Raw genomic sequence first — 22149 nt, 5'->3', positions numbered from 1 at the left:
CTGTGGCGGCCTGTGCGGCGGACTACCCGAAGCAGGTACGGCCCGCATACACACAGGTGAGCATACCCCCACCCGTATTTTTCGTCGACGTCGCGACGTCCGGCACTCGATCCACGTGAATACCTAGGGGGGTATTTGACTTCTCGCACGGAGTGCACTTACGGTCGAGCACATCAATACCCCCGGGGGTACCTGGGACCACTCCACGGTCTCCCACGGACTGCGCCTCTTGCCGCGCCGGGCTCTCGCCCCGCCCCCGACGCTCCCGCCCCGCCGGGTGCGCCACCACCCCGGCACTCAGCCGTCGCACCCGACGCGAGTGCGCGCTTCTTCGGAAGGGATCCGCCGTGTTCTTCAGCCAGTACTACCTCGACTGCCTCTCCCAGGCGTCGTACATGATCGCCGACGAGACGACCGGCCAGGCCGTGGTCGTCGACCCCCGTCGGGACGTCTCCGAGTACCTCGCCGATGCCCGGGCGCGCGGATTCACGGTGGTCGGCGTGATCAACACGCACTTCCACGCGGACTTCGTCGCCGGGCACCTGGAGATGGCGGACGAGACCGGCGCCTGGATCGGTTACGGCTCACGGGCCGAGACCGAGTACCCGATCCGCAAGCTCGCGGAAGGCGAGCGCATCGCGCTCGGCGATGTCGTCCTGGAGGTGTTGGAGACCCCGGGGCACACGCCCGAGTCGATCAGCGTGCTGGTGTACGAGCGGGCCGGTGACGAGGTTCCGTACGGTGTACTCACCGGCGACGCCCTGTTCATCGGCGATGTCGGTCGCCCCGACCTGCTCGCCTCCGTGGGCGTGACCGCCGAGGAGCTCGGCGCGATGCTCCACGACAGCGTGCAGAACAAGTTGATGGGCCTGCCGGACGCGGTCCGCGTCTTTCCCGCGCACGGCGCCGGATCGGCCTGCGGGAAGAACCTGTCGACCGAGAGGCAGTCCACCATCGGCGAGCAGCGCGCCACCAACTACGCGTGCGCCCCGATGAGCACCGAGCGGTTCGTCGCGCTGGTCACCGCCGGCCAGTCCGCCGCGCCGGGCTACTTCGCGTACGACGCGGAGCTCAACCGCAAGGACCGTGTCCGCTACGACGCGACGGCCGCGGCCCGGCCGCTGACGCTGGGCGAGTTCGCCGGGCTGCGCGTCGGCGGGGCGGTCGTCGTCGACACCCGCGACCCGCAGGAGTTCGCCGCCGGACACCTGCGCGGGGCGGTCAACGTGCCCGCCGACGGCAGGTTCGCCGAACAGGCCGGCACCGTCCTCGACCCGGCCGACGAGCTGGTCGTCATGGCGCCGCAGAACCGCGAGGAGGAGGTCGTCACCCGTCTCGCCCGCATCGGCTTCGACCGGGTCGTGGGCTACCTGCGCAACCCCGAGGACGCCCTCAGGGTCATGGACGACGACGTCACCCCCGCCAGCCGCCTCACCGCGGCGCAGCTGAAGGCCTCCCTCGCCGGCGACAACCCGCCGCTGGTCGTGGACGTCCGCACCTGCGGCGAGCGCGAGGCCAACGGCTTCGTTCCGGAAGCCCTGCACGTCCCTCTGAGCGAGCTCCCCACGCGAGCGGGCGAACTCCCCACGGACCGGCCGCTCGTCCTGCACTGCGCCGGCGGCCACCGCTCCTCCATCGCGGCCAGCCTGCTGCGCCACCGCGGCATCGAGGACGTCTCCGACGTCCTCGGCGGCTACGCGGCCTGGGCTCTCTCCACGGAATCCGCCGCCACCGTCCGACCGCCCGCAGGCCTGCCGCCCACGACCCCCACCTGACCCCCCTCCTCCCCCGCAATCGCCCGTCTCAGGGCCTCGCACAGCCCAGCACACACACCCCAACGCACACTCTCACACATACCCCCACCGGTATTTAGCTCCACGGAGACGAACATGAGCGTCAAGCGCACCGTCCAGGCCATCACCCCCGCCGTACTGCGCAGACTCACCGACGAGGGGCGCGCGCCGCGCCTGCTCGACGTGCGCACCCCCGCCGAGTTCCGCACGGCCCACATCCCGGGCTCGTACAACGTGCCGCTGCACACCCTGCGCGAGCACCGTGCGGAGCTGCGCTCCCACCTCGACGAGGAGGTCGTGCTCGTGTGTCGTTCGGGGGCGCGCGCATCGCAGGCCGAGCAGGCACTCGCGGAGGTCGGCCTGCCGAACCTTCGTGTGCTGGAGGGGGGCATGAACGCCTGGGAGGCAGCCGACGCGCCCGTGATGCGGGGGCCCGAGCGCTGGGACATGGAGCGCCAGGTCCGGCTTGTCGCCGGATCGATCGTGCTGGCAACCGGGCTCGTCGGCGTCCTGGTGCCGGGCGTCCACCTCGTCGGTACGGCGGTGGGCGCGGGGCTCACCTACGCGGCACTCAGCAACTCCTGCATGATGGGGGTCCTGCTGTCCAAGCTCCCGTACAACCGCGGACCCCGCGTCGACATCGGCTCGGTGATCGCGGAGCTGCGGAGCGGGCGGTGACCGCGCTCGTCGTCGCGGTCTCGCTGCTGATCGGGGTCAGCCTCGGCATCCTCGGCGGCGGCGGCTCGATCCTGACCGTCCCCATCCTGGTGTACCTGGCCGGGCAGGAGACCAAGGAAGCCATCGCCACCTCGCTGTTCGTGGTCGGCGTCACCAGCATCGCCGCGTTGGTCCCGCACGCCCGCGCCCACCGGGTCCGCTGGCGGACCGGCCTGCTCTTCGGCGCCTTCAGCATGGCCGGCGCCTATGGCGGCGGGCGCGTTGCCGAGTACGTCCCCGGCACGGTCCTGCTCCTCGCGTTCGCCCTGATGATGCTCGCCACCGCCGCGGCCATGCTGCGCAGGCCCCGGCCCGGCCGCGAGCGCGCCCGGCCCGCGCACACGGACCTCCCCCTGAAGCACATCGCCGTCGAGGGCCTCGCCGTCGGCGCGGTGACCGGTCTCGTCGGATCGGGCGGCGGGTTCCTCGTCGTACCGGCCCTGGCCCTCCTCGGCGGACTCCCGATGGGCATCGCCGTCGGCACCTCGCTCCTGGTCATCGCGATGAAGTCCTTCGCCGGACTCGCGGGCCACCTCTCCGGCGTCTCCATCGACTGGGGCCTGGCCCTGACCGTCACCGCGGCCGCCGTGATCGGCAGTCTGATCGGCGCACGGGTCGCGGGACGCATCCCCCAGGACGCACTCCGCAAGGCCTTCGGCTGGTTCGTCGTCGCCATGGGCGTCTTCGTCCTCGCGCAACAGCTCGACACAGCCGTGTGGACCCATCCCGCCACTTGGACGGCACTCGGAGCCGCGGCGACGGCCGTGGTCGTCTTCCGGTCACGGCAGCACTCGAAGTCGCCGAACCGGGCCTCGGAAAGCGTCGTCCGGGCGCGCCCGCTTCCCGAGGGCGGGCGCCGGGAGAGCAGAGCATCCGAGTGATCCACTCCCGATTATACCCCTAGGGGTATAATCGGGAGGAAGCGAAGGGGGTTGAGGAGGAGGAATTCCGTGCAGGTGGAAGAAGAGTCGATGAAACCGGTCCTGAACCGCCTCAGGCGGGCACAAGGACAGCTGGCCGCCGTGATCGCGATGGTCGAGTCCGGCCGCGACTGCAAAGACGTCGTCACCCAGCTCGCCGCCGTGTCCAAAGCCCTGGACCGAGCCGGCTTCAAGATCGTGGCCAGCGGCATGCGCCAATGCCTTGCCGACGACTCCGACACCCCTCCCATGACCCAGGAAGAGCTCGAGAAACTCTTCCTCACCCTCGCCTGACGCTCCCCGCCCCCGGCCCTGCCTCTGCCCCGCGCCGCGCGCTCGCCGCGATCCGCTGGATCCGACGCCTCACCGTGCGCATGACCCCTCTCACCGAGGGAATCTAACTCGCACACTCTTGCGGTGACTTGGGGGAAGTCATGAGCTACTACGGCGATTGGGAAAAGCAGGAGGCATACGACCAGGGCCGCCGGGACGAGCGGCGCCGAATGCGGCGCGCGGCTGACGGCGACGATGACGGAGGCGGCTGCTGCGGCCTGATCGTTCTGGCTGTGATCGTCTACGTGATCATCAAGTCCTGCTCCGGCTGACACGCGGCCGGGAGGGGTCCGCGGGGCCGCGGCCCTCGTCACCGGGGCGGGCCAGGAGTCCGCACAGCGCCGCGAGGTCCGGCTGTGCGTTACGGCGCGGCTGTCGGCGTCGCGTCAGCCGGCGCTCAGGAGTCGGGCTGCCTCCCGGAGGGCGTACAGGACCTCCTGGCGGGCGGTGGGCCTGGAGGCGAAGACCCGGGGGCTGGGGTGTCATGTGGGGAGGGTATGGACGCGCGATGCCGTCATGAGCCTCAGTGCGTCAGGCCCCCTCAGCCTCGGTAGGCGGTTCGTGCGGGCCTCTCCGGTGAGCGGTGGGGAACGGGATCGGGCGCGGTTCAGGATGGCCGATGGACCCTCGGGGTGAGCCGTGTCTCACCGGGGTGACCGCGCTTGCTATGCACCTCGTTGCATAGCAAGATCCGGCGTATGGCGCTCGACCACGCGATCCTCGTGTCCCTTCTCGAGAAGCCCGGGTCCGGCTACGAGCTGGCTCGGCGCTTCGAGCGGTCCATCGGATACTTCTGGACCGCTACCCACCAGCAGATCTACCGCGTGCTCAAGCGCATGGAGCAGGACGGCTGGATCGACGTCCGGGAGGTGCCGCAGCAGGGCCGGCCGGACAAGAAGGAGTACTCCGTCGCCGAGCGCGGAAGGGACGCGCTGTCCGCGTGGCTGCGGGAGCCGATCGAGCCCGAGAGCGTGCGGCACGACCTGGCCGTGAAGATCCGGGGGGCCGCCTTCGACGATCCGGCCGGCCTGATCAGCGAGGTCGAACGGCACAGGGAGGCGCACACGGGGCGTCTCGGCCACTACCTCGCCGGCGAGGCCCGGGACTTCGGCGAGCCACCGGAGGACGGCACGCTCGACGCCGAGCGGGAGCTCCAGCACGTCGTGTTGCGCGGTGGCATCGCGTACGAGCGGATGATGATCGCCTGGCTCGACGACGTCCTCGCCACGCTCGACCGGTTCCGCGCGGGGCCGTGAACCGAGCCGTACGTGCGTCCCGGGACGACCGCGCGCGTACGGCTGCCGAGCCCGACGCCCTCCGTACGACCACCGCTCTCGCAGCCGACTCCGTACGGACTCCTCCGTACGACCCGATCCAGCACAGCACCACCACCCTCATCCCTCATCCCTAGCCGGAAAGGCGGACCCGATGGCCGACCAGCTGCTGTTCAACCCGCACACCTACGACCCCGCGCACTTCGACCCGGAGACCCGTCGGCTGCTGCGTGCGACCGTCGACTGGTTCGAGGCGCGGGGGAAGCGCCGGATCATCGAGGACTACCGGACCCGGGCGTGGCTCGGGGACTTCCTCGCGTTCGCGGCGGAGGAGGGGTTGTTCGCGACGTTCCTGACCCCGTCGTCCGACGCGGGCGAGGGCGAGGGCGACAAGCGGTGGGACACGGCGCGCATCGCGGCGCTGAACGAGATCCTCGGGTTCTACGGGCTCGACTACTGGTACGCGTGGCAGGTCACCATCCTGGGTCTCGGGCCGGTGTGGCAGAGCGACAACGCCGAAGCGCGCGCTCGTGCCGCCGAACTCCTCGGCCAGGGCGAGGTGTTCGCGTTCGGCCTCTCCGAGAAGTCCCACGGCGCCGACATCTACTCGACGGACATGCTCCTGGAGCCCGACGGCGAGGGCGGTTTCCGCGCGACCGGCTCCAAGTACTACATCGGCAACGGCAACGCGGCCGGGCTCGTGTCCGTGTTCGGCCGCCGGACGGACGTCGAGGGGCCGGAGGGATACGTCTTCTTCGCCGCCGACAGCCGCCACCCGGCGTACCACCTCGTGAAGAACGTGGTGGACTCCTCGAAGTACGTCAGCGAGTTCCGCCTGGAGGAGTACCCGGTCGCCGCCGAGGACGTCCTGCACACCGGCCGCGCGGCGTTCGACGCCGCCCTCAACACGGTCAACGTGGGCAAGTTCAACCTGTGCACCGCCTCGATCGGCATCTGCGAGCACGCGATGTACGAGGCCGTCACCCACGCGCAGAACCGCATCCTGTACGGCCGGCCGGTCACCGCCTTCCCGCACGTGCGGCGCGAGTTGACGGACGCGTACGTGCGGCTCGTCGGCATGAAGCTGTTCAGCGACCGTGCCGTCGACTACTTCCGGACCGCGGGCCCCGAGGACCGCCGTTACCTCCTCTTCAACCCGATGACGAAGATGAAGGTGACGACCGAGGGCGAGAAGGTCATCGACCTGATGTGGGACGTCATCGCCGCCAAGGGCTTCGAGAAGGACAACTACTTCGCCCAGGCCGCCGTGGAGATCCGCGGTCTGCCCAAGCTGGAGGGCACGGTCCACGTCAACCTGGCGCTGATCCTGAAGTTCATGCGCAACCACCTTCTCGACCCGGTCGCGTACGAGCCCGTTCCGACGCGTCTGGACGCGGCCGACGACACGTTCCTCTTCCGCCAAGGTCCGGCCCGCGGGCTCGGCTCGGTGCGCTTCCACGACTGGCGCGCGGCCTACGACGCGTACGCCCACCTGCCCAACGTCGCCCGCTTCCGCGAACAGGCCGACGCGCTCTGCGAGTTCGTCCTCAAGGCGGCACCCGACGAGAAGCAGAGCCGCGACCTCGACCTCCTCCTCGCCGTCGGCCAGCTCTTCGCGCTCGTCGTCCACGGACAGCTGGTCCTGGAGCAGGCCGCCCTGACCGGCCTGGACGAGGACGTGCTCGACGAGCTGTTCGCCGTCCTCGTCCGCGACTTCTCCGCGCACGCGGTCGAACTCCACGGCAAGGACTCCGCGACCGAGCAGCAGCAGCTCTGGGCGCTCGGCGCCGTCCGGCGCCCCGTCGTCGACGAGGCACGGTCGGAGCGCGTGTGGCAGCGCGTCGAGGCGCTGTCGGGTACGTACGAGATGGCGCCCTGAGTCCGTCCGGGTTCGTCTCGCCCAGGGCTCCTGAGGGCCTCCTTCTCCGCTGACACGGGTCGCCCCCTTCCCCCGGGGGCGGTCCGGACGGGGAGTCCGGCCCGGGGCCGTACCAGGTGGGGCGCCGTCGGCGTCGAGCGACAGGCGCCATGAGTGTCCCTCGGTGGCGTGGAAGTCGATGGGACCGGGCTTGTGAGGCCAGGGGGTCGTGGTCGCGCAGCAGGTGGACAGGAACTCGTCGACACCGTCGAGTGCCACGTCCTCCGGCAGCGGCTGCCGGGCACCCACGGTGATCTGGGCGTCGTAGGTGTGCACCGCTGTCTCCTGGAGCTGGTGCCGGGCGACGGCGCCACAGGTCCGGGGCGACTGCGGCGTCTCCCACCACGTCCAGCAGCCGCGATCCGGCCCGGCCTCCTCCAGTGCGTCCAGCAGCTCCCGCGTGGACGCGGCCAACCGGTCGAGCAGCGTCCACTCGGGGCAGGTCGGCACTGGTACGTCGAGGCTGGGCGCGGCGGCCACCGCGGCGCGGAAGGCGGTCGACCGTCCGTCGATCAGCCGCAGCAGATCCGTGAATGCGAGAGTCTTTTCCACTTCGGCTGTCTACCGCTCAACACCGGTACGGTGGCAGCGATTTAGGCATGCCCACATGTGTGTCGGCGGGTGCCGGCGGGTGTGGGCGCGCGCCGACACCCGCTGCACAGAGGCAGCACCGACGAAGTGGAAGTCCCGCCTACAGGCTGAGCGCGTCCTCGGCGTTGTCCACCCACGGGGTGACGGAGTTGTCGTCGGAGACGTTCAGACCGGGCGTCGAGGCCTTGAGCGGCACCTGCGTCAGGTCGGATTCGGTGTTCATGGTCATCGCGATCGAGGAGACCGTCTTGCTCTTGGAGGTCTTCAGGCCGCCCATGAGGCCGGCGTAGGCGGACTGGCCCGGTGCGAGGCGGATCGCGTCCTCGATGCCGGGGGCGGCGCCGCGCTCCGTGGCCTGTCCGTCGAGGTCGCCGAAGGTGACGACGGGGTGGCCGAGGACCCGGCACGGCTTTCCGGACTTGTTGGTGATCTTCAGCAGGTAGCTGCTGGTCGTGGGCTCGGCCAGGCTCGCGGTGAACGTCACGTCGTAGGTGCTGCAGGGGAAGACGTCGTAGTCCGGGTCGGTCGACGGCGTGCCCGGCTCGGAGGGCGTCGTCGGCTTGGCGGGCTTCGACGTCTTGGCGGGCGAGGACGGCGTCGGCTCCGCCGGCGTGGACGGGGCGCCCGAGGCGGTGGGTGCCGCGGTCGGCACTTCGGTGCCGCCGGCGGCGCCGTCCTCGGAGGGCCCGCAGGCGGTCAGGGCCAGTGCGGAGGCGGCGACGAGGACGACGGCTGCTCTGCGAACGGTGCTCATGGCGGTGCTCCCCCCGATGTCAGCGCGCGATCCGCGCTGTGGTGGACTCCAGGTTCGCGCGCGTGCTTCACGGTTCTGTGACGGCGCCTTACCGAATTCACCACGGTTCGCCCCGGGAATCCCAAAGGAATCCCGTCCGGGCGGCGGCGCTCGGGGCGGCTTCCGCCGCTGTGGTCAGGAGTGTGCGGCGAGCAGCTCCGCCAGGCGGTCGGCGAACCGTGTCAGCCGGTGCAGGCTTGATCCGTCGCGGGCGATGCGGAAGCCGTGGCGGCGGCCCCAGAACGCGGCTTGGACGGCGTGGAACTGGGCCCACCGCCGGACGCGTTCACGGTCGAGCTCCGCGGCCTCGGCGAACACGTCCAGGACGCGGTGGACGGCCTTGGTCAGGTCATGCGCGTCGAGGAGCGTCAGGGCCCGGGACTTCAGCAGGGTGCCGCCGTCGTAGGCGGGGTCTCCCGCGTACCCCTTGGGGTCGACGGCCAGCCACGGTTCCCGGTCGGCGCGCAGGATGTTCCGGGCGTGGAGGTCGCCGTGGACGAGGGTGTCGGGCCGGCCGCGGCCCAACTCGCGTACGGTCGCCAGGGCGGCGTCCAGTACCTCGCGCGGCAGCGCGTGGGGCAGCTCCTCGGCGTCCCTGCGCAGCTCCTCCTCCCAGGCGTCGGCCCGTTCGCGCAGCCGGGGCAGGCCGGGCGGTGCGGGGACGGCCAGGCGGCGGTTGAGACGTCCGGCGACCGTCACCACCTCGTCGCCGTCCTCGACGTCCGCGAGGGTCGACGACCGGACCCGCTCGAGGAGCATCGCGAAACGCGCGTCGTCACGCTCGTGCAGCCGGACGGCGCCGCGGCCGCCCCAGGCCTCGAACGCGTCCGGCTCGTGGATGTTGCCGGGATGCGGGAACGACACCTTCAGGACGGCGCTCTCCCGTGCCCGCCGCCGTACCGGGACGACGACGCCGACGCCTCCGTGCATCACCTCGCCGTCCGGCTCGCACTCCCACCGTTCCAGCAGCTCCTCCACGATCCCGGGCAGCCCGGCGAGCCAGGCCGCCCCCGGCTCCCCCTCCCGGTCGACGGTGCACCGGGCGAACTCCTCTGGCATGGCGATCATTCCGGCAACCCTACGCACCGGCCCGCATCGCCCGGCGAGCCCGAGCCGCCGCCCGCCTCTGATCCGGCGGGTACGATCCGGGAGTTTCGGCAGCCGCCAGGCCGCGGCCGCCGTACTCGCGTGACCGTCACAGGGGGAGCACATGGCGCAGCACGGGAGCGCTGCGCGGCGCCCGCGCCCTGCACGATCTGGAGCGCGCCCTGGGCGGCCCGGCGATGGAGGCACTGCTGCGCGCGTACGTACGGGACCACTGGCTGGGCGTCGCCGGCACCGCGGACTTCGGGCGCGCGGCGCAGGCGGCGGACGGGGCCGCTGGAGGGCCGCCGTCATGGTCTGGGAGGTCGTCGATATTCGGTGGGGCGGTTTCGGGGCGGTGAGGCACAATGCCCGCGATGATCTCTTGCGCAGACGAGTTTCTCGCCGCCCTCGACTCCCTGTCCCACACCGGCCGGCTCCGGTACACCGCCGTCACGGCGCATCGGCTCGCCGCCCGAGGTGAACTGCGGCCGCTGCTCGCGGCCTTGGACGGGCGCGGTTCGTACGAACGCCGGCTCGCCGCGCTCGCGGCCCTGACCGCCGGGGAGTCGCATCATCTGGCGGCGCGGCTCGGGGACCCCGACCCGGTGGTGCGCCGGTACGCGCTCCGCGGCGCCAGGCGACTGCCCGTCCCGGAGGCCGCGATCGAGGCCGCGTACGACGACGCACCCGCCGTGGTCCGCGCCGACCTCGCTCGTCTGCTGCGCGACGGTCGGCGGCCTGGACTCGCCGAGCGGCTGGCGCTGCGGGTGCGTACGGCGTACGGCGACCGGGACGCGGCACGCCTGCTGCCGGGGTGCTCGACCGAGTTCGCCGCGCGGCTGCTGCCCGAACTGGCCGGGGCGCTGGCGTTCGAGGACTGGAGCACGCTGGCCGTCCGGCATCCCGTCGTCGTTCTCGACCACGTGGAGCGGGAACTGCGCGACCTGCCGCTGCGGTCGCGCGAACGCTGGTGGGCACGCCACGCCTCCGCGATCGCGGCCGCTGTGCCCGCCGCGCCGGCGCGCGTGCTGGAGCTGCTGGAGCGGTACGGCCCCGACAACCTGCCGGGGCCGGTGAACGACTGTCTCGGCGCCCTCGTGTCGGTGGACGCCGAGCGGGTCGCGCGCTGGCTCGCCGACCCGCGTCGGGCGGCCGCTCGGTGGGAGCGGACGCCCGGCCGTGCCGTGATACGGAAGCTGGTGGCGGCGGATCCGCCGTCCCTGCCCGCGGTGGGGGCCCGGTGGTTCCACCGGGAGGCCTTCGCCGTGCTGGTGCGGTCGGTGCCGCCGGCGCGTCGGGCGGGGTTCGTGGACGCCGTCATCGCCGCGGGTGGTCCGCGCCTCGCTCGCCACGCGCATGAACGGGTGCTCGTCCCGCTGCCGGCCGCCGAGCGGCACGTCCGTGTCCGTGCGGCGGTCGAGGAGATGCGCGCGGAACCCCACTCGGGCTGGGACCTGTGGGGCCTGCTCGCCCTGCTGCCGCCCGCCGAGGCGCGTCCCGAGCTGCTGCGCGCCCTCGGCACCGGTGACGCCGAGGAGCGCGGGACGCTCTGGGACCGGCTGATGGTCAACGCGGACCTCACGCGTGATCCGGAACAGGTGGCGGAGGTCCTCGCGCTGGCCGCGGGCCGAGTGGCCAACGACCGTGACCCCGTGCGCGAGGAGGCGCTGTCCGCCGTCGCCGACCTCCCGGCACCGCTGCTCGTGGCGGCCACCGAGTCCGGCACGCCCACCGGGGGCGTCATCGGGGCCGTGTCCCTGGAGAAGCTGTGCCTGGATGCCCTGAGGGCACGGGACAGCTCGTCGGCGACGCGGAGGACCATCGGGACCCTGGCCGTGAACTTGCTCGCCGCCGCCGGGGAAGCGGCCGCGGTCGGCAGCGTCGCCGCCGCCGGCCCGGACGCACCCGCGGGCGCCTCTGGTGGCGCCGCCCTCCGGACGGCCGTACGCGTCCTGGAGGCGCTGACCGCGCACACCGGAAGGGTGGATCTCGGCCGTATCGGCGGCGTGCTGCGCGACGGCGGGACGCGGGCCGTGCTCGACGCCCTGGGCCCGTGGCTGGACCGGGCCGCCTCGCGCGGCGACGTCTCTCCCCTGCTCTCGCTGGTCACGTCGTGCGGACGCCACGCCTACCGGATTCCCGAACTCCAGGACCGCCTCGAACAGGCCTTGCGCACCTGCCCCGACGCTGTCTTCGGCAAGGTCGCCGCGGCCTGGCTGGGCGACCCGGCGACCCGAGGCGGTCGCGTGGCGGAGCTGCTCGCGTGGGAACCTTCCGCCGTCTTCCTGCCCGAGGTGCTCGCTGTCGTGGCCTCGGAGCGCTCCGACCTGCTGGATCGCGCGCTGGTCGGACTCCCGCCTTCGGACGGCCGGTTCCCGGTGGCGGGGACTGTCCGGCCGCTGCCTCCTTTCCGGTACGCCGACCGGTGGCTGCCCCGGCAGCAGGAGGCGGCGGTCCGGCTGGCCTCGGCCGTCGTCGCCGATCCCGGTCGGGGCCTCGACGAACGTGCCGGGCTGCTCCGTTCGGTGGCTTCGGTGCCGGAGCACGGGCGCGCCCTGCTCGGCCGGTACGCCGACTTCGTACCGGCCGCGGCGGAGGCCGACGACGTGACGGGTGCGGCGGGCGAGAGTGGCGCGGTGGGCACCGAGGGCACGGTGGGTTCCCCCGTCGGCCGTGCCGAGGCGGACCTGACGGCGGCGGCCCTGGCGGCAGCGGCTCTCGACGCGGCCGCCGACACGGACGACCCGGCCTCGGCTCTCCCCGCCCTGCTCGGCCACCTCGGTGACGACCGGGCCGCGGCCGCATGGTCCGCCGCCGCCCGTGCCGCCGCCCACGCCCGGCCCAGCAGGGTCGCGGCCCTGCTCCGTGACGTCCTGACCCGCGAGAACGGCGTGAAGGTGACCGTCAGGAAGGCGGCCGCCCGGCTCGCCGCCCGGCACCTGCCTCCGGGAGCCGCGATCGAGCTCCTGTACGCGGTGGGCCGCGCTCCTGGTGTCCACCCCGACGTGCACGCCACCGTCGTCGGTCTGGCCTCGACGCTGCTGCCCGCCGAGGAGATGTGGGCACTGCTCGAATCCGCCGTCGCCGACGGGCCGGACGCGTCCCGCCGCATGCTCCTCGAAGTGGGGCCTGCGGATCTGCTCCCGGCCCACCGGTCGCGCTACGGGGAGCTCGTCGCCCGGTTGCCCTTCGTGGCCGAGGAGCAGACGGCGGAGCAAGCCCTCTACGGCCTCCGCGACTGGGCGCGGTACGCGCCGGGGGCAGGCGCGGCGCTGGCCGACGTCTACACCGACCCGGCCTCCCCTCTGGCCGGGTGGCGGGCGTGCCACGGGCTGGTGGAACTGGCGCAGTCCGGACTTCCCCACCCCATCGGTGGCGTGGCACCCGGCAGCCTCCTCGGCGACGTCGTGGACCGGCTCCTGGCGGTCGTCGCGGCCGGCGAGCCGGAGGGCGGCGGGCGGGGCGGGGACCTGCCCGCACGTCGTCGTCTGGACTCGCTCCTCGGCTCGTCGATCCGGGACCCCCGCATGTGCGCCGTCCTGGCGCGTCGGCTCGCGACCGAGCCGGCGGTCACCGCCGCCCGCACCGCCCTCCTCGTCCGGGCCGTCGACCTGACCTCCACCGAGGCCGAACTGATCTTCTCGCTGCGGGAGTTGGCGGCGGCGACCGAAGGCCGTCCCGTCCTCGCCGTGCGGGTGGCCGAGGACCTGGAAGAGGCGCACCAGTACGGCGATCCGCTCCACGACCTCTCCCCCGCCCTCGCGGCGGTCCGCGTCCTGGCCTCCGAGGGCCGTCTCGTCGAGGGCCTTCTCGCCGTCGGCCTCGTCACCGCGCTCGGGGTCCGGAAGGACTGGCCGGACTCCTGCCGTGCGGCCGTCGTCGAACTGCGCCGCCATCCGGAACTGGAGGTCAGGGAGGCGGCGTACGTCACGGACCTGGGCGGACGGTGAGCCCGCCGCGCCCCGATCCGGCGCGCGCGGTCCTCTGCGCCTCCCCCTTCTCCCGTTCCCCAGGACCCCGTCGGCGTCGGCGTCGGTGAAGCCCGGCTCAGTCGCCCACCGGGGGCGCGGCATCGTGCGGGGGACCCGCACGGCGCAGTCCGCGGATGGCCGGGGTCGCGAGCAGCGCCACGCTGCCGGCCAGGCAGGTGCCCGCGGAGACGAGGAGGAGCCCGCCCGGCGGGAACAGGGTGGTGGCCGGTCCCGCGAGTATCTGGCCGAGGGCGATTCCGGAGACAGAGCCGGCCAACTCGTAAGCGGTGACGCGGTTGAGCACCGCGGGCGGGGTGTGGGTCTGCACGCTGGTGGCCCACATGACCGACCAGAACGCCAAGGCTCCGCCGCCGAGCGCGTGGCCCGCGAGCAGTCCGGGCAGTCCGGCGTCCAGGGCCACGCAGAGCGGCAGCGCGGTGTACAGCGCCATCGCCACTGCGCCGGCGGCCAGCGGCCTGGCCGGGCGTGCCCGCAGGGCGAGGAGCCCGCCGAGCACCGTGCCGACGCCGAGGAAGGAGACGGCCAGGCCGTAGGCGTCCGGCCCGAGACGGTCGCCGATCAGCGCCGAGCTCAGGGGGACGAGAGGTCCGAAGATCAGCACGCCGTAGACCACCCAGATGAGGATGACCGCCCACATCCAGGTGCGGGAGCGGAACTCGTGCCAGCCCTGGCGCAGGTCGCGGCGGAGTGAACTCGACCTGGGAACCGTCGTGTCGGCTCCGGTCGTGCCGTCGGCGGACGCCCCTCCGGGGGCGAGGCGGATGAGCGCCAGGCACAGGGCGCTGAGCAGGAAGGTGCCGGCGTCGATGGCGTACACGGTTCCGGCGCTGGTCAGCGCGATCAGGAGTCCGGCCGAGGCCGGGCCGAGGAGGTGGGCGAGGGCGTCGGCCACCTTGAGCGTGGCGTTGGCCCGCTGCGGGTCGCGGGCGACCAGCGGGACCATCCCGTTGACCCCCGGCAGGAACATCGCGACGGCCGCACCGGCCACGGCCGCCGTGGTCACGAGCAGCCAGAACGGCGGTGGGCCGGTGAAGAACGCCGCGGCCAGCACGCCCTGGGTGAGCACCCGTACGAGGTCCGCGCCCACCATCATCCGGCGCGCGCCGAACCGGTCGGCGAACACTCCGCCGAACAGGACCAGGAGGACGAACGTCCCCGTCCAGACGCCGAGGACCAAGCCGACGCCGGAGATCCCGTAGAGGGCGCCGACGGCGAGGGCGGCGGCCACCGGCATCATCGCGTCGCCCACGAGCGAGACCGTGCGGGCGGTGAAGTAGAGGGTGAAGCGCCGGTCCCACAACGGGGGCCTGGCGGGTGGGCCGTCAGCGTGCGGAGGGGCGAGGGCCTCGGGGCCGGCGGGTCGGTCGCGGGGCGGGTCGCCGTGGGGCGGGGGCGGTGGGGTCTGATCGTGCGTGGTGGTCACAGCTCGCCATACTGGTCTGCACCAATCGGCCGTCCCCAGTGTCCTGAACGACACGATGGGGTACTTTCGCGCCATGACGCCTCGTCCGCTGCCGAAGTCCCCGGGCCGGCACCGGGTGGTGGCCCTGCTGCAGTCCCCGCAGTCGGCCTTTCCGCTGGCCTGCGCGGCAGAGGTGTTCGGTGACCACAGCCCGGCGATCCCGGCGCGCTACGCGTTCGAGGTCTGCGCCGAGCATCCCGGCCCGGTGCGCACTCAGGCCGGTTACGACATGCTGGTCACGGCGGGCCTGGACGCGCTGGAGCGTGCGGACACGGTGGTGGTTCCCGGGCGTCGGCATCCGGCCGGCGCCGCCGTGCCGCCTGCGGTGGTCGCGGCGGTGCGACGGGCGCACCGGCGCGGCGCGCGGATCGTCGGCATCTCGTCGGGCGCGTTCGTGCTCGCCGCGGCCGGACTCCTCGACGGCCGGCGGGCCGCCACGCACTGGGCCCAGGCCGCCGAGTTGGCCGCCTTGTACCCGCGGGTCCGGGTCGACCCCGGGGTGCTCTACGTCGACCACGGCGACGTGGCCACCAGCGCGGGGTCGGCGGCGGGCGTGGACCTCTGCCTTCACCTGGTGCGGACCGACCACGGTGCCGCGTACGCGATGCGCGTCGCCCGGCAGATGGTGACGCCTCCACATCGCGAGGGCTGCCAGCTGCAGTACGCCGAGCTGCCCACGTCCGGGCCGGTCACCGACTCACTGGCTCCTCTCCTGGAGTGGCTGGCCGGGCGGCTCGACCAGCCGGTCAGCGTCGCCGACATGGCGCTCCGTTCCCAGGTCTCGCCCCGCACGCTCACCCGGCGCTTCACCGAGCAACTGGGCATCAGCCCGGGACGCTGGCTCCTCGACCGGCGCCTCGCCGCCACCCGCGCGCTCCTCGAGGAGACCGACCTCCCCGTGGAGACCATCGCCCGCCGCGTCGGCCTCTCCTCGGCCGTCAACCTCCGCCGCCGCTTCCACGAGGCCCTCCGCACCACGCCCGCCGCCTACCGGCGCACCTTCCGCACGGGCGCGGCGGGCCGGCCCCCCGGCGGCTGATGGCCGCCGCCCCCGGTCGCGGCCGGGGCGTGCCGCGCGCGGTGCGTGGCGCTCACGGTCCGCGGGCCGGGAGCCGAGGTCGATTGTCAGTGGTGGATGAGACGGTAGGAGTATCAAGTCGGGAACGGGAGCAGGGGGATCCGCCATGTCCGGAAACCAGAACTACATCAATCACGTCGCTCTTGTGCTGGACGCGAGTTCGTCGATGTCGCACCTGAGCCGGAAGGTCGTCGACGTCGCCGACGAGCAGATCGCCTACCTGGCGCGCCGGTCGAGGGAATTGGACCAGGAAACGCGTGTCACGGTGTACGTCTTCGCGGACACGGTGGAATGCGTCATCTACGACAAGGACGTGCTGCGAATGCCGTCCCTGAAGCAGTTGTACCGGGTCGGGGGGATGACGGCGCTGCTGGCGGCGGCGCTGAAGTCGCAGCGTGAGCTGGCTCAGACGGCGCAGCTGTACGGCGACCACAGCTTCCTCACGTTCGTGCTGACCGATGGTCAGGAGAACGCGAGCCACCGTTGCCCGGATTCTCCCGCGAGGAATGCGCGCGCATTGGTCGGGGCCGTCGCCGAGATGATCGAGAACCAGCAGGACAATTGGACGCTGGCCGTTCTCGTACCGGACCAGATGGGCAAGCGCGAGGCCGTGCAGTGTGGTTTCCCGAAGGAGAACGTCGCCATTTGGGATGCGACGAGCACCCGGGGTCTCGAAGAGGCGGGGCAGGTTATCCAGGAGGCCACCGAGAAGTTCATGGTGGGCCGCACGAAGGGCATCCGGGGGTCCCGTGCGGTGTTCTCCACGGGTGCGGAGGCGGTCAACAAGGACACCATCAAGGCGGCCGGCCTCACGCCGGTCGATGCGTCGAAGTACCAGCTGATCCCGGTCGCTCGTGACGCGGCGATCAGGGAGTGGGTCACCGAGAGTGGGCACACCTACAGCACGGGGTGCGCGTTCTATCAGCTGAGCAAGTCGGAGAAGGTCCAGGCGCGGAAGAAGATCGCCGTCCTGGAGAAGAAGACGAACCGGGTCTACTCGGGGCCCGAGGCCCGTGCCCTGCTCGGCCTTCCCGATGTGGAGGTACGTGTCAAGCCGGACCACAACGACGACTTCACCATCTTCGTGCAGAGCACCAGTGTGAACCGCAAGCTCGTCGCCCACACCCAGCTCCTCCTCATGAACCGAACTGACGCCTCCTCCTGAACCGACGCCTCGCGCACCCCCGGCGGGCCCCGGACGCTTCGGCGTCCGGGGCCCGCCGCCGTCCGGGCTTCGGGGCGTTCCGCCTCTCGCCGTGCCGTCCACGCGGCCACCCGAAAGGCGGACTTGGCAACGGCCGACACGGAAAGCTATCTTGAACGCGTTCAAACTGAACACGTTCAACATCAGGGGTGGCCATGGAGAACCAGCTCGTACGCACAGGTCAGACCGTGCTCGCGGTATCCGCCGTCCTGTCCGTGATCCCGGTCCTGGCCTTCGCGCTGCCCACTATGCTCGGGGGGATGTTCCTTCTGACCGCGATGCCCGTCGCCATCCCGCTCTTCCTCAGACGCGAGCCACAGTCCTTCGCCTGGGCGTCGCTCATCATCGGGACAGGCCTGCTGGCCTGGGCGGTGGTGGGCCTGCTCATCGGGATGTTCTTCTTCATCCCCGCGGCGGTCCTCCTGACGACGGCCGCGTTCGTCGACCCCCGCACCCGGCCGGGCGCGCTCGGCGTCATCGCCGCGCTGGGTGTTCCGGTGGCGGCCGGCGTCCTGTTCTACGGCGTGATCGGCGCCTGACGAGCAGGGCGTTCAGGCCGCCGAGCGCCCGTACGGGGCAGGGCGGGGCGGGGGCCACCGGGCGGTGTCAGCGCTGCGGGAGGTCCTTGAGGAAGACGATGCCGTCGCTGTCCGCGAGGTGGGCGGGGTCCAGGGGCGCGTACCCGAACCACGGCGAGACCCGGGGTGCGGGCGGCGCGTCGTGGAGGGCGGCGGCCAGGCGGGGGGCGTCGACGAGACAGCGGTCCCGCGGAAGGGCGTACAGGAGTCCCTCGACGGTGTCCGGTCGCGGAGTGTCCACTCCCTGGTGCCGGATCGTGCCGAGGGCGGTGGCCACGAAGGCGTATTCCGTGCCCAGTCGGGCACTGACGAGTGCGCCGGCGCTCCACCATCGCAGCGCCGTACCGCCCATGCGCATCGAGCTCTCGTGCCGCTGGAGGTGCGAGTTGTGGGCGTGGACGAAGGCCGGGCCCCTGGCGGCGACGGCGAGGAGGTTCTCGGCCATCATCCGGTCCCGCAGGCCCACCAGACGGGGCAGACGCGCCGGTGAGGCATCGGCCATCCAGTGGTGGTAGCGCAGCAGGCCGAGGGCGGTGCGGCCGTAGAGGCTCGCCCGGTCGAAGTCGTCGCGCGAGGTCGCCGCGAGCAGTCGGGGCTCGTAGGCGTCGAGCAGCGCCACCAGATCGTCCGCGAGGAGACGGAGCCGACCGGCCTCCGCGGACTGCCCGAAGGACCGGGAGGGGTCCATCATCGCGGCGGGTTCGGTCCACCGGTCATCGGTGCCGAGCAGGGCGTCGAGCGTCTCCGGGGTGCAGGCGAGCAGGTCCGGGTCCACGTGGGCGGCGAGGTATCCGTGGAGTGCGGTGAGCGCCTGCCGGGGGCTCTCGGCGGCGGCGATCTCCAGCGGGCCGTCGATGCCGGCGAAGCCGAGCCGCTCGGACGCGGGCCGTTCCTCGTTGTGGGCGCGCATCCACCGTACGAGCTCGCGGTTCGCCGCCGAGCTGCCCCAACCGTGGCTGAACCCGTGCTCCATGACCTCGTCGAGGGTGCCCGTGCCGGCGGTCACGTAGGCGTCCACGGCCAGTCCCCTCAGGCAGTCGCTCTCGATCGCGATCGTCCGGTAGCCCTCCTGCTCGACGAGTCCGCGGAACAACTCGTTGCGCGTCTCCAGCAGGCTCTCCTCGCCGTGCGTGGGCTCGCCCAGGGCGAGCAGCCTGGGCCGCGTCGGGAGCAGCTTCATGACAGCGGCAGCCTCTACCGCATCGGTGATGTCCTTGATGTCAGTCGCCATGCCTTCAACGGTATCGTTGAAGCCTCGATTGAGACTTTGCCGCGATATCCTGGCCTTCATGGGTCGAAACCTTCAAAGCGGCGAGCGGCTCAGGCCGGTGGATCTGGCGCGTGAGCACGGCCTGTCCACGCAGGCGATCCGGAACTACGAGGAGTCCGGCATCCTCCCCGCCGCACCTCGCACACCCCACGGCTACCGCACCTACACCTCGCTGCACGCGCAGGCCCTTCGTACGTTTCTCGCCCTCCTCCCCGGCCACGGCCACCAGACGGCGACCTCGATCATGCAGGCCGTGAACCAGGGCGCGATCGAGGAGGCGTTGCACCTCGTCGACGACAGCCACGCCCGACTCCTCGACGACCGGCGCACACTCCAGGCCGTGGAAAGCGCCCTGCGCGACCTGGAGCCGCCTGCCGCGCCCGCGTCCGGGCGAGCCTCGGCCTCCGGACGGCGCGGCTCCGTCGAAGCGTCCGGGCCCTCTGCCGGGCCCGCCTCCGGGTACGAGTCCGGGCCCGCGTCCAGGTACGAGTCCCGGTCCGCGTCCGAGTCCGGCCACACGTTCATCGGTCCGCTCGCGGCGCAGCTGGGAATCCGGCCCGCGACACTGCGCGCGTGGGAGGGTGCCGGACTGGTGCGGCCCGACCGTGACCCGCGGACCGGCTACCGCGTCTACGACCACGCCGCCGTACGCGACGCCCGCCTGGCCCACCAGCTCAGGCGCGGCGGCTATCCCCTGGAGAGGATCGCGCCCCTGATCGCCCAAGTCCGGGCCGCCGGCGGCCTGGAGCCGCTGAAGGCGACGCTGCGCGACTGGCACGGCCGACTGTCCGCCCGCGGACGGGCGATGCTGACCGGGGCCGCGGAGCTGGACACGTACCTCGGCCAGGTGGACCGGCGGTCGAGCTCGTAGTCCTCACGGGGCGGGGCGGACCCGCCGCCGCGCTCGCACGCCGTGCCGGCGCCTCCCGAACGCCGTCCGGCTACCAGGAGAGCCGGGGGTCCTGTGCGTGTTCGGGGGAATGCGTGGGGAGTTCCCGGCCCTGGTCCGTGCGGCAGAGTACGCCGGGGTCCGGGTTGTCGGACGGTGCCGATCGGACGTCGTGGATGCGGCGGGTGCCGGCGAGGGGGACTTCGGTGAGGACGCCGTCGTGGAACATCCAGAGGCCGAAGCAGTCGTCGTCCTCGTCGTGGAGCAGGACCTGTACGCACTCCGGGTTGTTCCAGGGGAGCGATTCCAGGTCCTTCAGCACGCCGGCCCGCTGGTACGAGCGGAAGAACTCGATGTGCCAGCCGCCGACGAACCAGCCGGGGATCTGCTCGAAGCGCCCGCGCCACGTGCGGGCTTCGTCATCTCGGGTCAGCGGCTCCATCACCTCGTCCTCGTAGCGGGCCAGTACGACGATCTGCGCCATTCTGCTCATGCCCGCATGTGACCGTGGAGAGGGCATGAGAAGCAAGCCGATTAGGGGACGGGCTCGCTTCGCGGGAGCCGGGCGGTGTCGGGCGTCCCTTCGAGCGGCGTGCATTCCCACCCGGCTGGCAGACACGCGCCCTGGGCCGGGATGCGGGCCGGAAAGTATGATCAGGCGATGTCCGACATGACTGAGACCACGCCCGGCTGGCTGACCACGGATGAACTGGAATTGGCCAGGGCCCGGATGCCGATCCTGTACGTCGAAGCCGTGCCCGTGCGGGTGGACGACAGCGGGGAAGTCACGAGTATCGGGTTGTTGCTGAGAATCGGGGCGGACGGAACGATCAGCAGAACCCTGGTGTCGGGGCGGGTGATGCACCACGAGCGCGTTCGTGACGCGCTGCTGCGCCATCTGGAGAAGGATCTGGGGCCCGTGGCGCTGCCCCGGGTGCCGGCTTCGTTGCAGCCGTTCACCGTGGCGGAGTACTTCCCGACGGCGGGCGTGACGCAGTATCACGACCCGCGGCAGCATGCGGTGTCGCTGGCGTACGTGGTGCCGGTGACCGGCGACTGCCGCCCGCGGCAGGACGCGCTGGACCTGGTGTGGTTCAGCCCGCAGGAGGCGGCGTCGCCGGCCGTGCAGGGTGAGATGCCGGGCGGGCAGGGGGCCTTGTTGAAGCAGGCGCTGGCCCATGTGGGGCACGTGTACTGAGTCCTCGCCCCCGCCCGTACCGGGTCGGGCTCAGCCGCAGCGGTACGTGAAGGCGCCCTCGGCGGTGTGAGGGGTGGGGGACGTGATGACGAGGCGGGCGACGGCCTGGTGGGAGCCCGGCCCGTGGAAGGTCCAGAGGAGGTGGAGTCGAGCCTCCTCCTGGCCGCGGGCCAGGGTCTCGCGCAGCGGCGCGGAGCGGGTCCCGTCGCTGCGTTCCCAGTGGTAGGTGAGGGTGCCGGGGCGACCGTCGGTGCGGACGACGCCGACGACGTTCGCCGTGCCGTCGCAGCCGAGCGACGGGCCGGGTGCGGTGACCGCGACGGACCGCACGGCGGCCCGGGGGCCGTACTCGCGCCAGGCGAGGAAGGCGAGGACGGCGACGAGGACCAGGGCGGCGGGCACGTACCGCCACGGCCACCGCGAGCGGGGCCGGGGCGGGGGCGGCGGCGGGGCGCCGGGCAGGGTGCCCTGCCAGATCTGGGCCGCGGTCGGGGTGTTCTCGGCGCGGCGGGCGGCGATCGCGGTCACGCCCGGCCCGAACCGCAGGACCTCGCCTTCGACGCGGTCGGGGGTGGGTTCCGGCAGCGGGCCTTCGAACCAGTGGCTGCCGAGTTCGGTGGCGCTGTAGTCGTCGTCGTTCATGTGATCACACACCGTCGGATGAAGACCTGCTGGAGGGAACCGCCGCTCGCGGCGGCCGGGTTGGTGGTCGCGCGCGCTCCCCAGTAGCAGCCGGCGCCGCGGACGCTGTGGGAGAGCGTGAGGGTGTAGTGGGTGGAACCCTGGCGCCGGAGGGTGTCGGAGCCGTCCGGGGCGCCCGGGGAGCCCTGTTGGTCGCCGGTGAACCACTCGACGAGGAGCGTCACCGGTCCGGTGCCGTCCGTCGTGATCTCGACGGTGGCCTCGGCGGTCGTCGGCCCGATCTGGCGCAGGCCGGTGACCGAGACCGCCGTGACGGAGACGGGCGGTCGCGTGGTCGGGGGTGTGGTCGGCGGCGTCGTGGGCGGGGTGGTGGGCGGGGTCGTGGTGGGGGTGGGCGGCGGCGTCGACGGG

At 72.4% G+C, this 22149-nt stretch carries 19 protein-coding genes and 2 pseudogenes; 13 read left to right on the top strand and 8 right to left on the bottom strand.

Annotated elements, in window-relative coordinates:
• Positions 1-347: 347 nt before the first annotated feature.
• The 7 genes from OO54_RS31975 (at position 348) to OO54_RS31950 (ending at position 6916) form a co-directional block, all read left to right on the top strand.
• Complete coding sequence (locus OO54_RS31975; RefSeq protein WP_051787365.1) at positions 348-1775, top strand: MBL fold metallo-hydrolase; 1428 nt, start codon at positions 348-350, stop codon at positions 1773-1775.
• A 114-nt stretch (positions 1776-1889) separates the two neighbouring features.
• Positions 1890-2471: a rhodanese-like domain-containing protein gene (locus tag OO54_RS31970; RefSeq protein ID WP_051787363.1), complete on the top strand. Its 582-nt coding sequence runs from the start codon at positions 1890-1892 to the stop codon at positions 2469-2471.
• On the top strand, positions 2468-3391 hold the full coding sequence (locus OO54_RS31965) for a sulfite exporter TauE/SafE family protein (protein ID WP_051787361.1): 924 nt from the start codon (positions 2468-2470) through the stop codon (positions 3389-3391). The genes OO54_RS31970 and OO54_RS31965 overlap by 4 nt, the downstream gene beginning before the upstream one ends.
• Positions 3392-3481: 90 nt before the next feature.
• Entirely contained in the window at positions 3482-3724 is a 243-nt protein-coding gene (locus OO54_RS31960; RefSeq protein ID WP_078905453.1) for a metal-sensitive transcriptional regulator, read from the top strand.
• 140 nt (positions 3725-3864) lie between these two features.
• Entirely contained in the window at positions 3865-4035 is a 171-nt protein-coding gene (locus tag OO54_RS46060) for a hypothetical protein (protein ID WP_157856544.1), read from the top strand.
• A 426-nt stretch (positions 4036-4461) separates the two neighbouring features.
• Positions 4462-5019: a PadR family transcriptional regulator gene (locus OO54_RS31955; RefSeq protein ID WP_033209315.1), complete on the top strand. Its 558-nt coding sequence runs from the start codon at positions 4462-4464 to the stop codon at positions 5017-5019.
• A 172-nt stretch (positions 5020-5191) separates the two neighbouring features.
• Positions 5192-6916, top strand: coding sequence for an acyl-CoA dehydrogenase family protein (locus tag OO54_RS31950; protein WP_033209312.1), 1725 nt, complete (start codon positions 5192-5194; stop codon positions 6914-6916).
• A gap of 48 nt (positions 6917-6964) precedes the next feature.
• Here the strand turns inward: OO54_RS31950 and OO54_RS44150 are convergent.
• The 3 genes and pseudogenes from OO54_RS44150 to OO54_RS31940 all read right to left on the bottom strand — a co-directional run.
• A pseudogene (locus tag OO54_RS44150) lies at positions 6965-7507 on the bottom strand (maleylpyruvate isomerase N-terminal domain-containing protein); the annotation flags it as partial.
• A gap of 139 nt (positions 7508-7646) precedes the next feature.
• Positions 7647-8300 (bottom strand): DUF4232 domain-containing protein, encoded by a 654-nt coding sequence (locus OO54_RS31945; RefSeq protein WP_033209309.1) that lies wholly within the window; start codon positions 8298-8300, stop codon positions 7647-7649.
• A gap of 174 nt (positions 8301-8474) precedes the next feature.
• Positions 8475-9407, bottom strand: a complete 933-nt coding sequence (locus OO54_RS31940) for an aminoglycoside phosphotransferase family protein (protein WP_033209306.1) — start codon at positions 9405-9407, stop codon at positions 8475-8477.
• Between the two features lie 392 nt (positions 9408-9799).
• On the opposite strand from OO54_RS31940, the gene OO54_RS31935 reads away from it, so the two are divergent.
• On the top strand, positions 9800-13375 hold the full coding sequence (locus OO54_RS31935; protein ID WP_033209363.1) for a hypothetical protein: 3576 nt from the start codon (positions 9800-9802) through the stop codon (positions 13373-13375).
• A 97-nt stretch (positions 13376-13472) separates the two neighbouring features.
• Here the strand turns inward: OO54_RS31935 and OO54_RS31930 are convergent, their stop codons facing one another.
• Entirely contained in the window at positions 13473-14840 is a 1368-nt protein-coding gene (locus OO54_RS31930) for an MFS transporter (RefSeq protein WP_234439244.1), read from the bottom strand.
• 73 nt (positions 14841-14913) lie between these two features.
• Between OO54_RS31930 and OO54_RS31925 the strand changes: the two genes are divergently transcribed.
• The 3 genes from OO54_RS31925 (at position 14914) to OO54_RS31915 (ending at position 17700) form a co-directional block, all read left to right on the top strand.
• Positions 14914-15918, top strand: a complete 1005-nt coding sequence (locus OO54_RS31925) for a GlxA family transcriptional regulator (RefSeq protein WP_051787357.1) — start codon at positions 14914-14916, stop codon at positions 15916-15918.
• Positions 15919-16063: 145 nt separating this feature from the next.
• Entirely contained in the window at positions 16064-17122 is a 1059-nt protein-coding gene (locus OO54_RS31920; protein ID WP_033209299.1) for a vWA domain-containing protein, read from the top strand.
• Between the two features lie 194 nt (positions 17123-17316).
• On the top strand, positions 17317-17700 hold the full coding sequence (locus tag OO54_RS31915; RefSeq protein WP_033209296.1) for a hypothetical protein: 384 nt from the start codon (positions 17317-17319) through the stop codon (positions 17698-17700).
• A 67-nt stretch (positions 17701-17767) separates the two neighbouring features.
• Here the strand turns inward: OO54_RS31915 and OO54_RS31910 are convergent, their stop codons facing one another.
• On the bottom strand, positions 17768-18970 hold the full coding sequence (locus tag OO54_RS31910) for an erythromycin esterase family protein (protein ID WP_033209293.1): 1203 nt from the start codon (positions 18968-18970) through the stop codon (positions 17768-17770).
• Positions 18971-19028: 58 nt separating this feature from the next.
• Between OO54_RS31910 and OO54_RS31905 the strand changes: the two genes are divergently transcribed.
• Positions 19029-19880, top strand: a complete 852-nt coding sequence (locus OO54_RS31905) for a TioE family transcriptional regulator (protein WP_033209290.1) — start codon at positions 19029-19031, stop codon at positions 19878-19880.
• Positions 19881-19950: 70 nt separating this feature from the next.
• On the opposite strand, the gene OO54_RS31900 is transcribed toward OO54_RS31905, so the two are convergent.
• Positions 19951-20391 carry a hypothetical protein gene (locus OO54_RS31900; protein WP_033209288.1) on the bottom strand — a complete coding sequence of 147 codons (441 nt, stop codon included), beginning with the start codon at positions 20389-20391 and terminating at the stop codon, positions 19951-19953.
• 177 nt (positions 20392-20568) lie between these two features.
• Between OO54_RS31900 and OO54_RS31895 the strand changes: the two genes are divergently transcribed.
• The gene (locus OO54_RS31895; protein WP_033209358.1) at positions 20569-21096 is read left to right on the top strand and encodes an NUDIX hydrolase family protein; all 528 of its coding nucleotides are present in this window, start codon (positions 20569-20571) and stop codon (positions 21094-21096) included.
• Positions 21097-21126: 30 nt separating this feature from the next.
• Here the strand turns inward: OO54_RS31895 and OO54_RS31890 are convergent, their stop codons facing one another.
• Positions 21127-21738 (bottom strand): hypothetical protein, encoded by a 612-nt coding sequence (locus OO54_RS31890; protein WP_078905446.1) that lies wholly within the window; start codon positions 21736-21738, stop codon positions 21127-21129.
• Positions 21735-22149 (bottom strand): annotated as a pseudogene (locus OO54_RS46870) (serine/threonine protein kinase); the annotation flags it as partial. The pseudogene OO54_RS46870 and the gene OO54_RS31890, both read right to left, overlap by 4 nt.

This window comes from Streptomyces wedmorensis (assembly GCF_000716445.1).
Taxonomy (GTDB): Bacteria; Actinomycetota; Actinomycetes; order Streptomycetales; family Streptomycetaceae; genus Streptomyces; species Streptomyces wedmorensis.
This window is presented reverse-complemented; position numbering and strand designations above follow the sequence as displayed.

Excerpts from the sequence above, each read along its gene's own strand:
- OO54_RS31970 (WP_051787363.1), top strand. The coding sequence starts at position 1,890 with ATGAGCGTCAAGCGCACCGTCCAGGCCATCACCCCCGCCGTACTGCGC.
- OO54_RS31960 (WP_078905453.1), top strand. The coding sequence starts at position 3,482 with ATGAAACCGGTCCTGAACCGCCTCAGGCGGGCACAAGGACAGCTGGCC.
- OO54_RS46060 (WP_157856544.1), top strand. The coding sequence starts at position 3,865 with ATGAGCTACTACGGCGATTGGGAAAAGCAGGAGGCATACGACCAGGGC.
- OO54_RS31955 (WP_033209315.1), top strand. The coding sequence starts at position 4,462 with ATGGCGCTCGACCACGCGATCCTCGTGTCCCTTCTCGAGAAGCCCGGG.
- OO54_RS31950 (WP_033209312.1), top strand. The coding sequence starts at position 5,192 with ATGGCCGACCAGCTGCTGTTCAACCCGCACACCTACGACCCCGCGCAC.
- OO54_RS31945 (WP_033209309.1), bottom strand. The coding sequence starts at position 8,300 with ATGAGCACCGTTCGCAGAGCAGCCGTCGTCCTCGTCGCCGCCTCCGCA.
- OO54_RS31940 (WP_033209306.1), bottom strand. The coding sequence starts at position 9,407 with ATGATCGCCATGCCAGAGGAGTTCGCCCGGTGCACCGTCGACCGGGAG.
- OO54_RS31935 (WP_033209363.1), top strand. The coding sequence starts at position 9,800 with ATGATCTCTTGCGCAGACGAGTTTCTCGCCGCCCTCGACTCCCTGTCC.
- OO54_RS31925 (WP_051787357.1), top strand. The coding sequence starts at position 14,914 with ATGACGCCTCGTCCGCTGCCGAAGTCCCCGGGCCGGCACCGGGTGGTG.
- OO54_RS31920 (WP_033209299.1), top strand. The coding sequence starts at position 16,064 with ATGTCCGGAAACCAGAACTACATCAATCACGTCGCTCTTGTGCTGGAC.
- OO54_RS31915 (WP_033209296.1), top strand. The coding sequence starts at position 17,317 with ATGGAGAACCAGCTCGTACGCACAGGTCAGACCGTGCTCGCGGTATCC.
- OO54_RS31910 (WP_033209293.1), bottom strand. The coding sequence starts at position 18,970 with ATGGCGACTGACATCAAGGACATCACCGATGCGGTAGAGGCTGCCGCT.
- OO54_RS31905 (WP_033209290.1), top strand. The coding sequence starts at position 19,029 with ATGGGTCGAAACCTTCAAAGCGGCGAGCGGCTCAGGCCGGTGGATCTG.
- OO54_RS31900 (WP_033209288.1), bottom strand. The coding sequence starts at position 20,391 with ATGAGCAGAATGGCGCAGATCGTCGTACTGGCCCGCTACGAGGACGAG.
- OO54_RS31895 (WP_033209358.1), top strand. The coding sequence starts at position 20,569 with ATGACTGAGACCACGCCCGGCTGGCTGACCACGGATGAACTGGAATTG.
- OO54_RS31890 (WP_078905446.1), bottom strand. The coding sequence starts at position 21,738 with ATGAACGACGACGACTACAGCGCCACCGAACTCGGCAGCCACTGGTTC.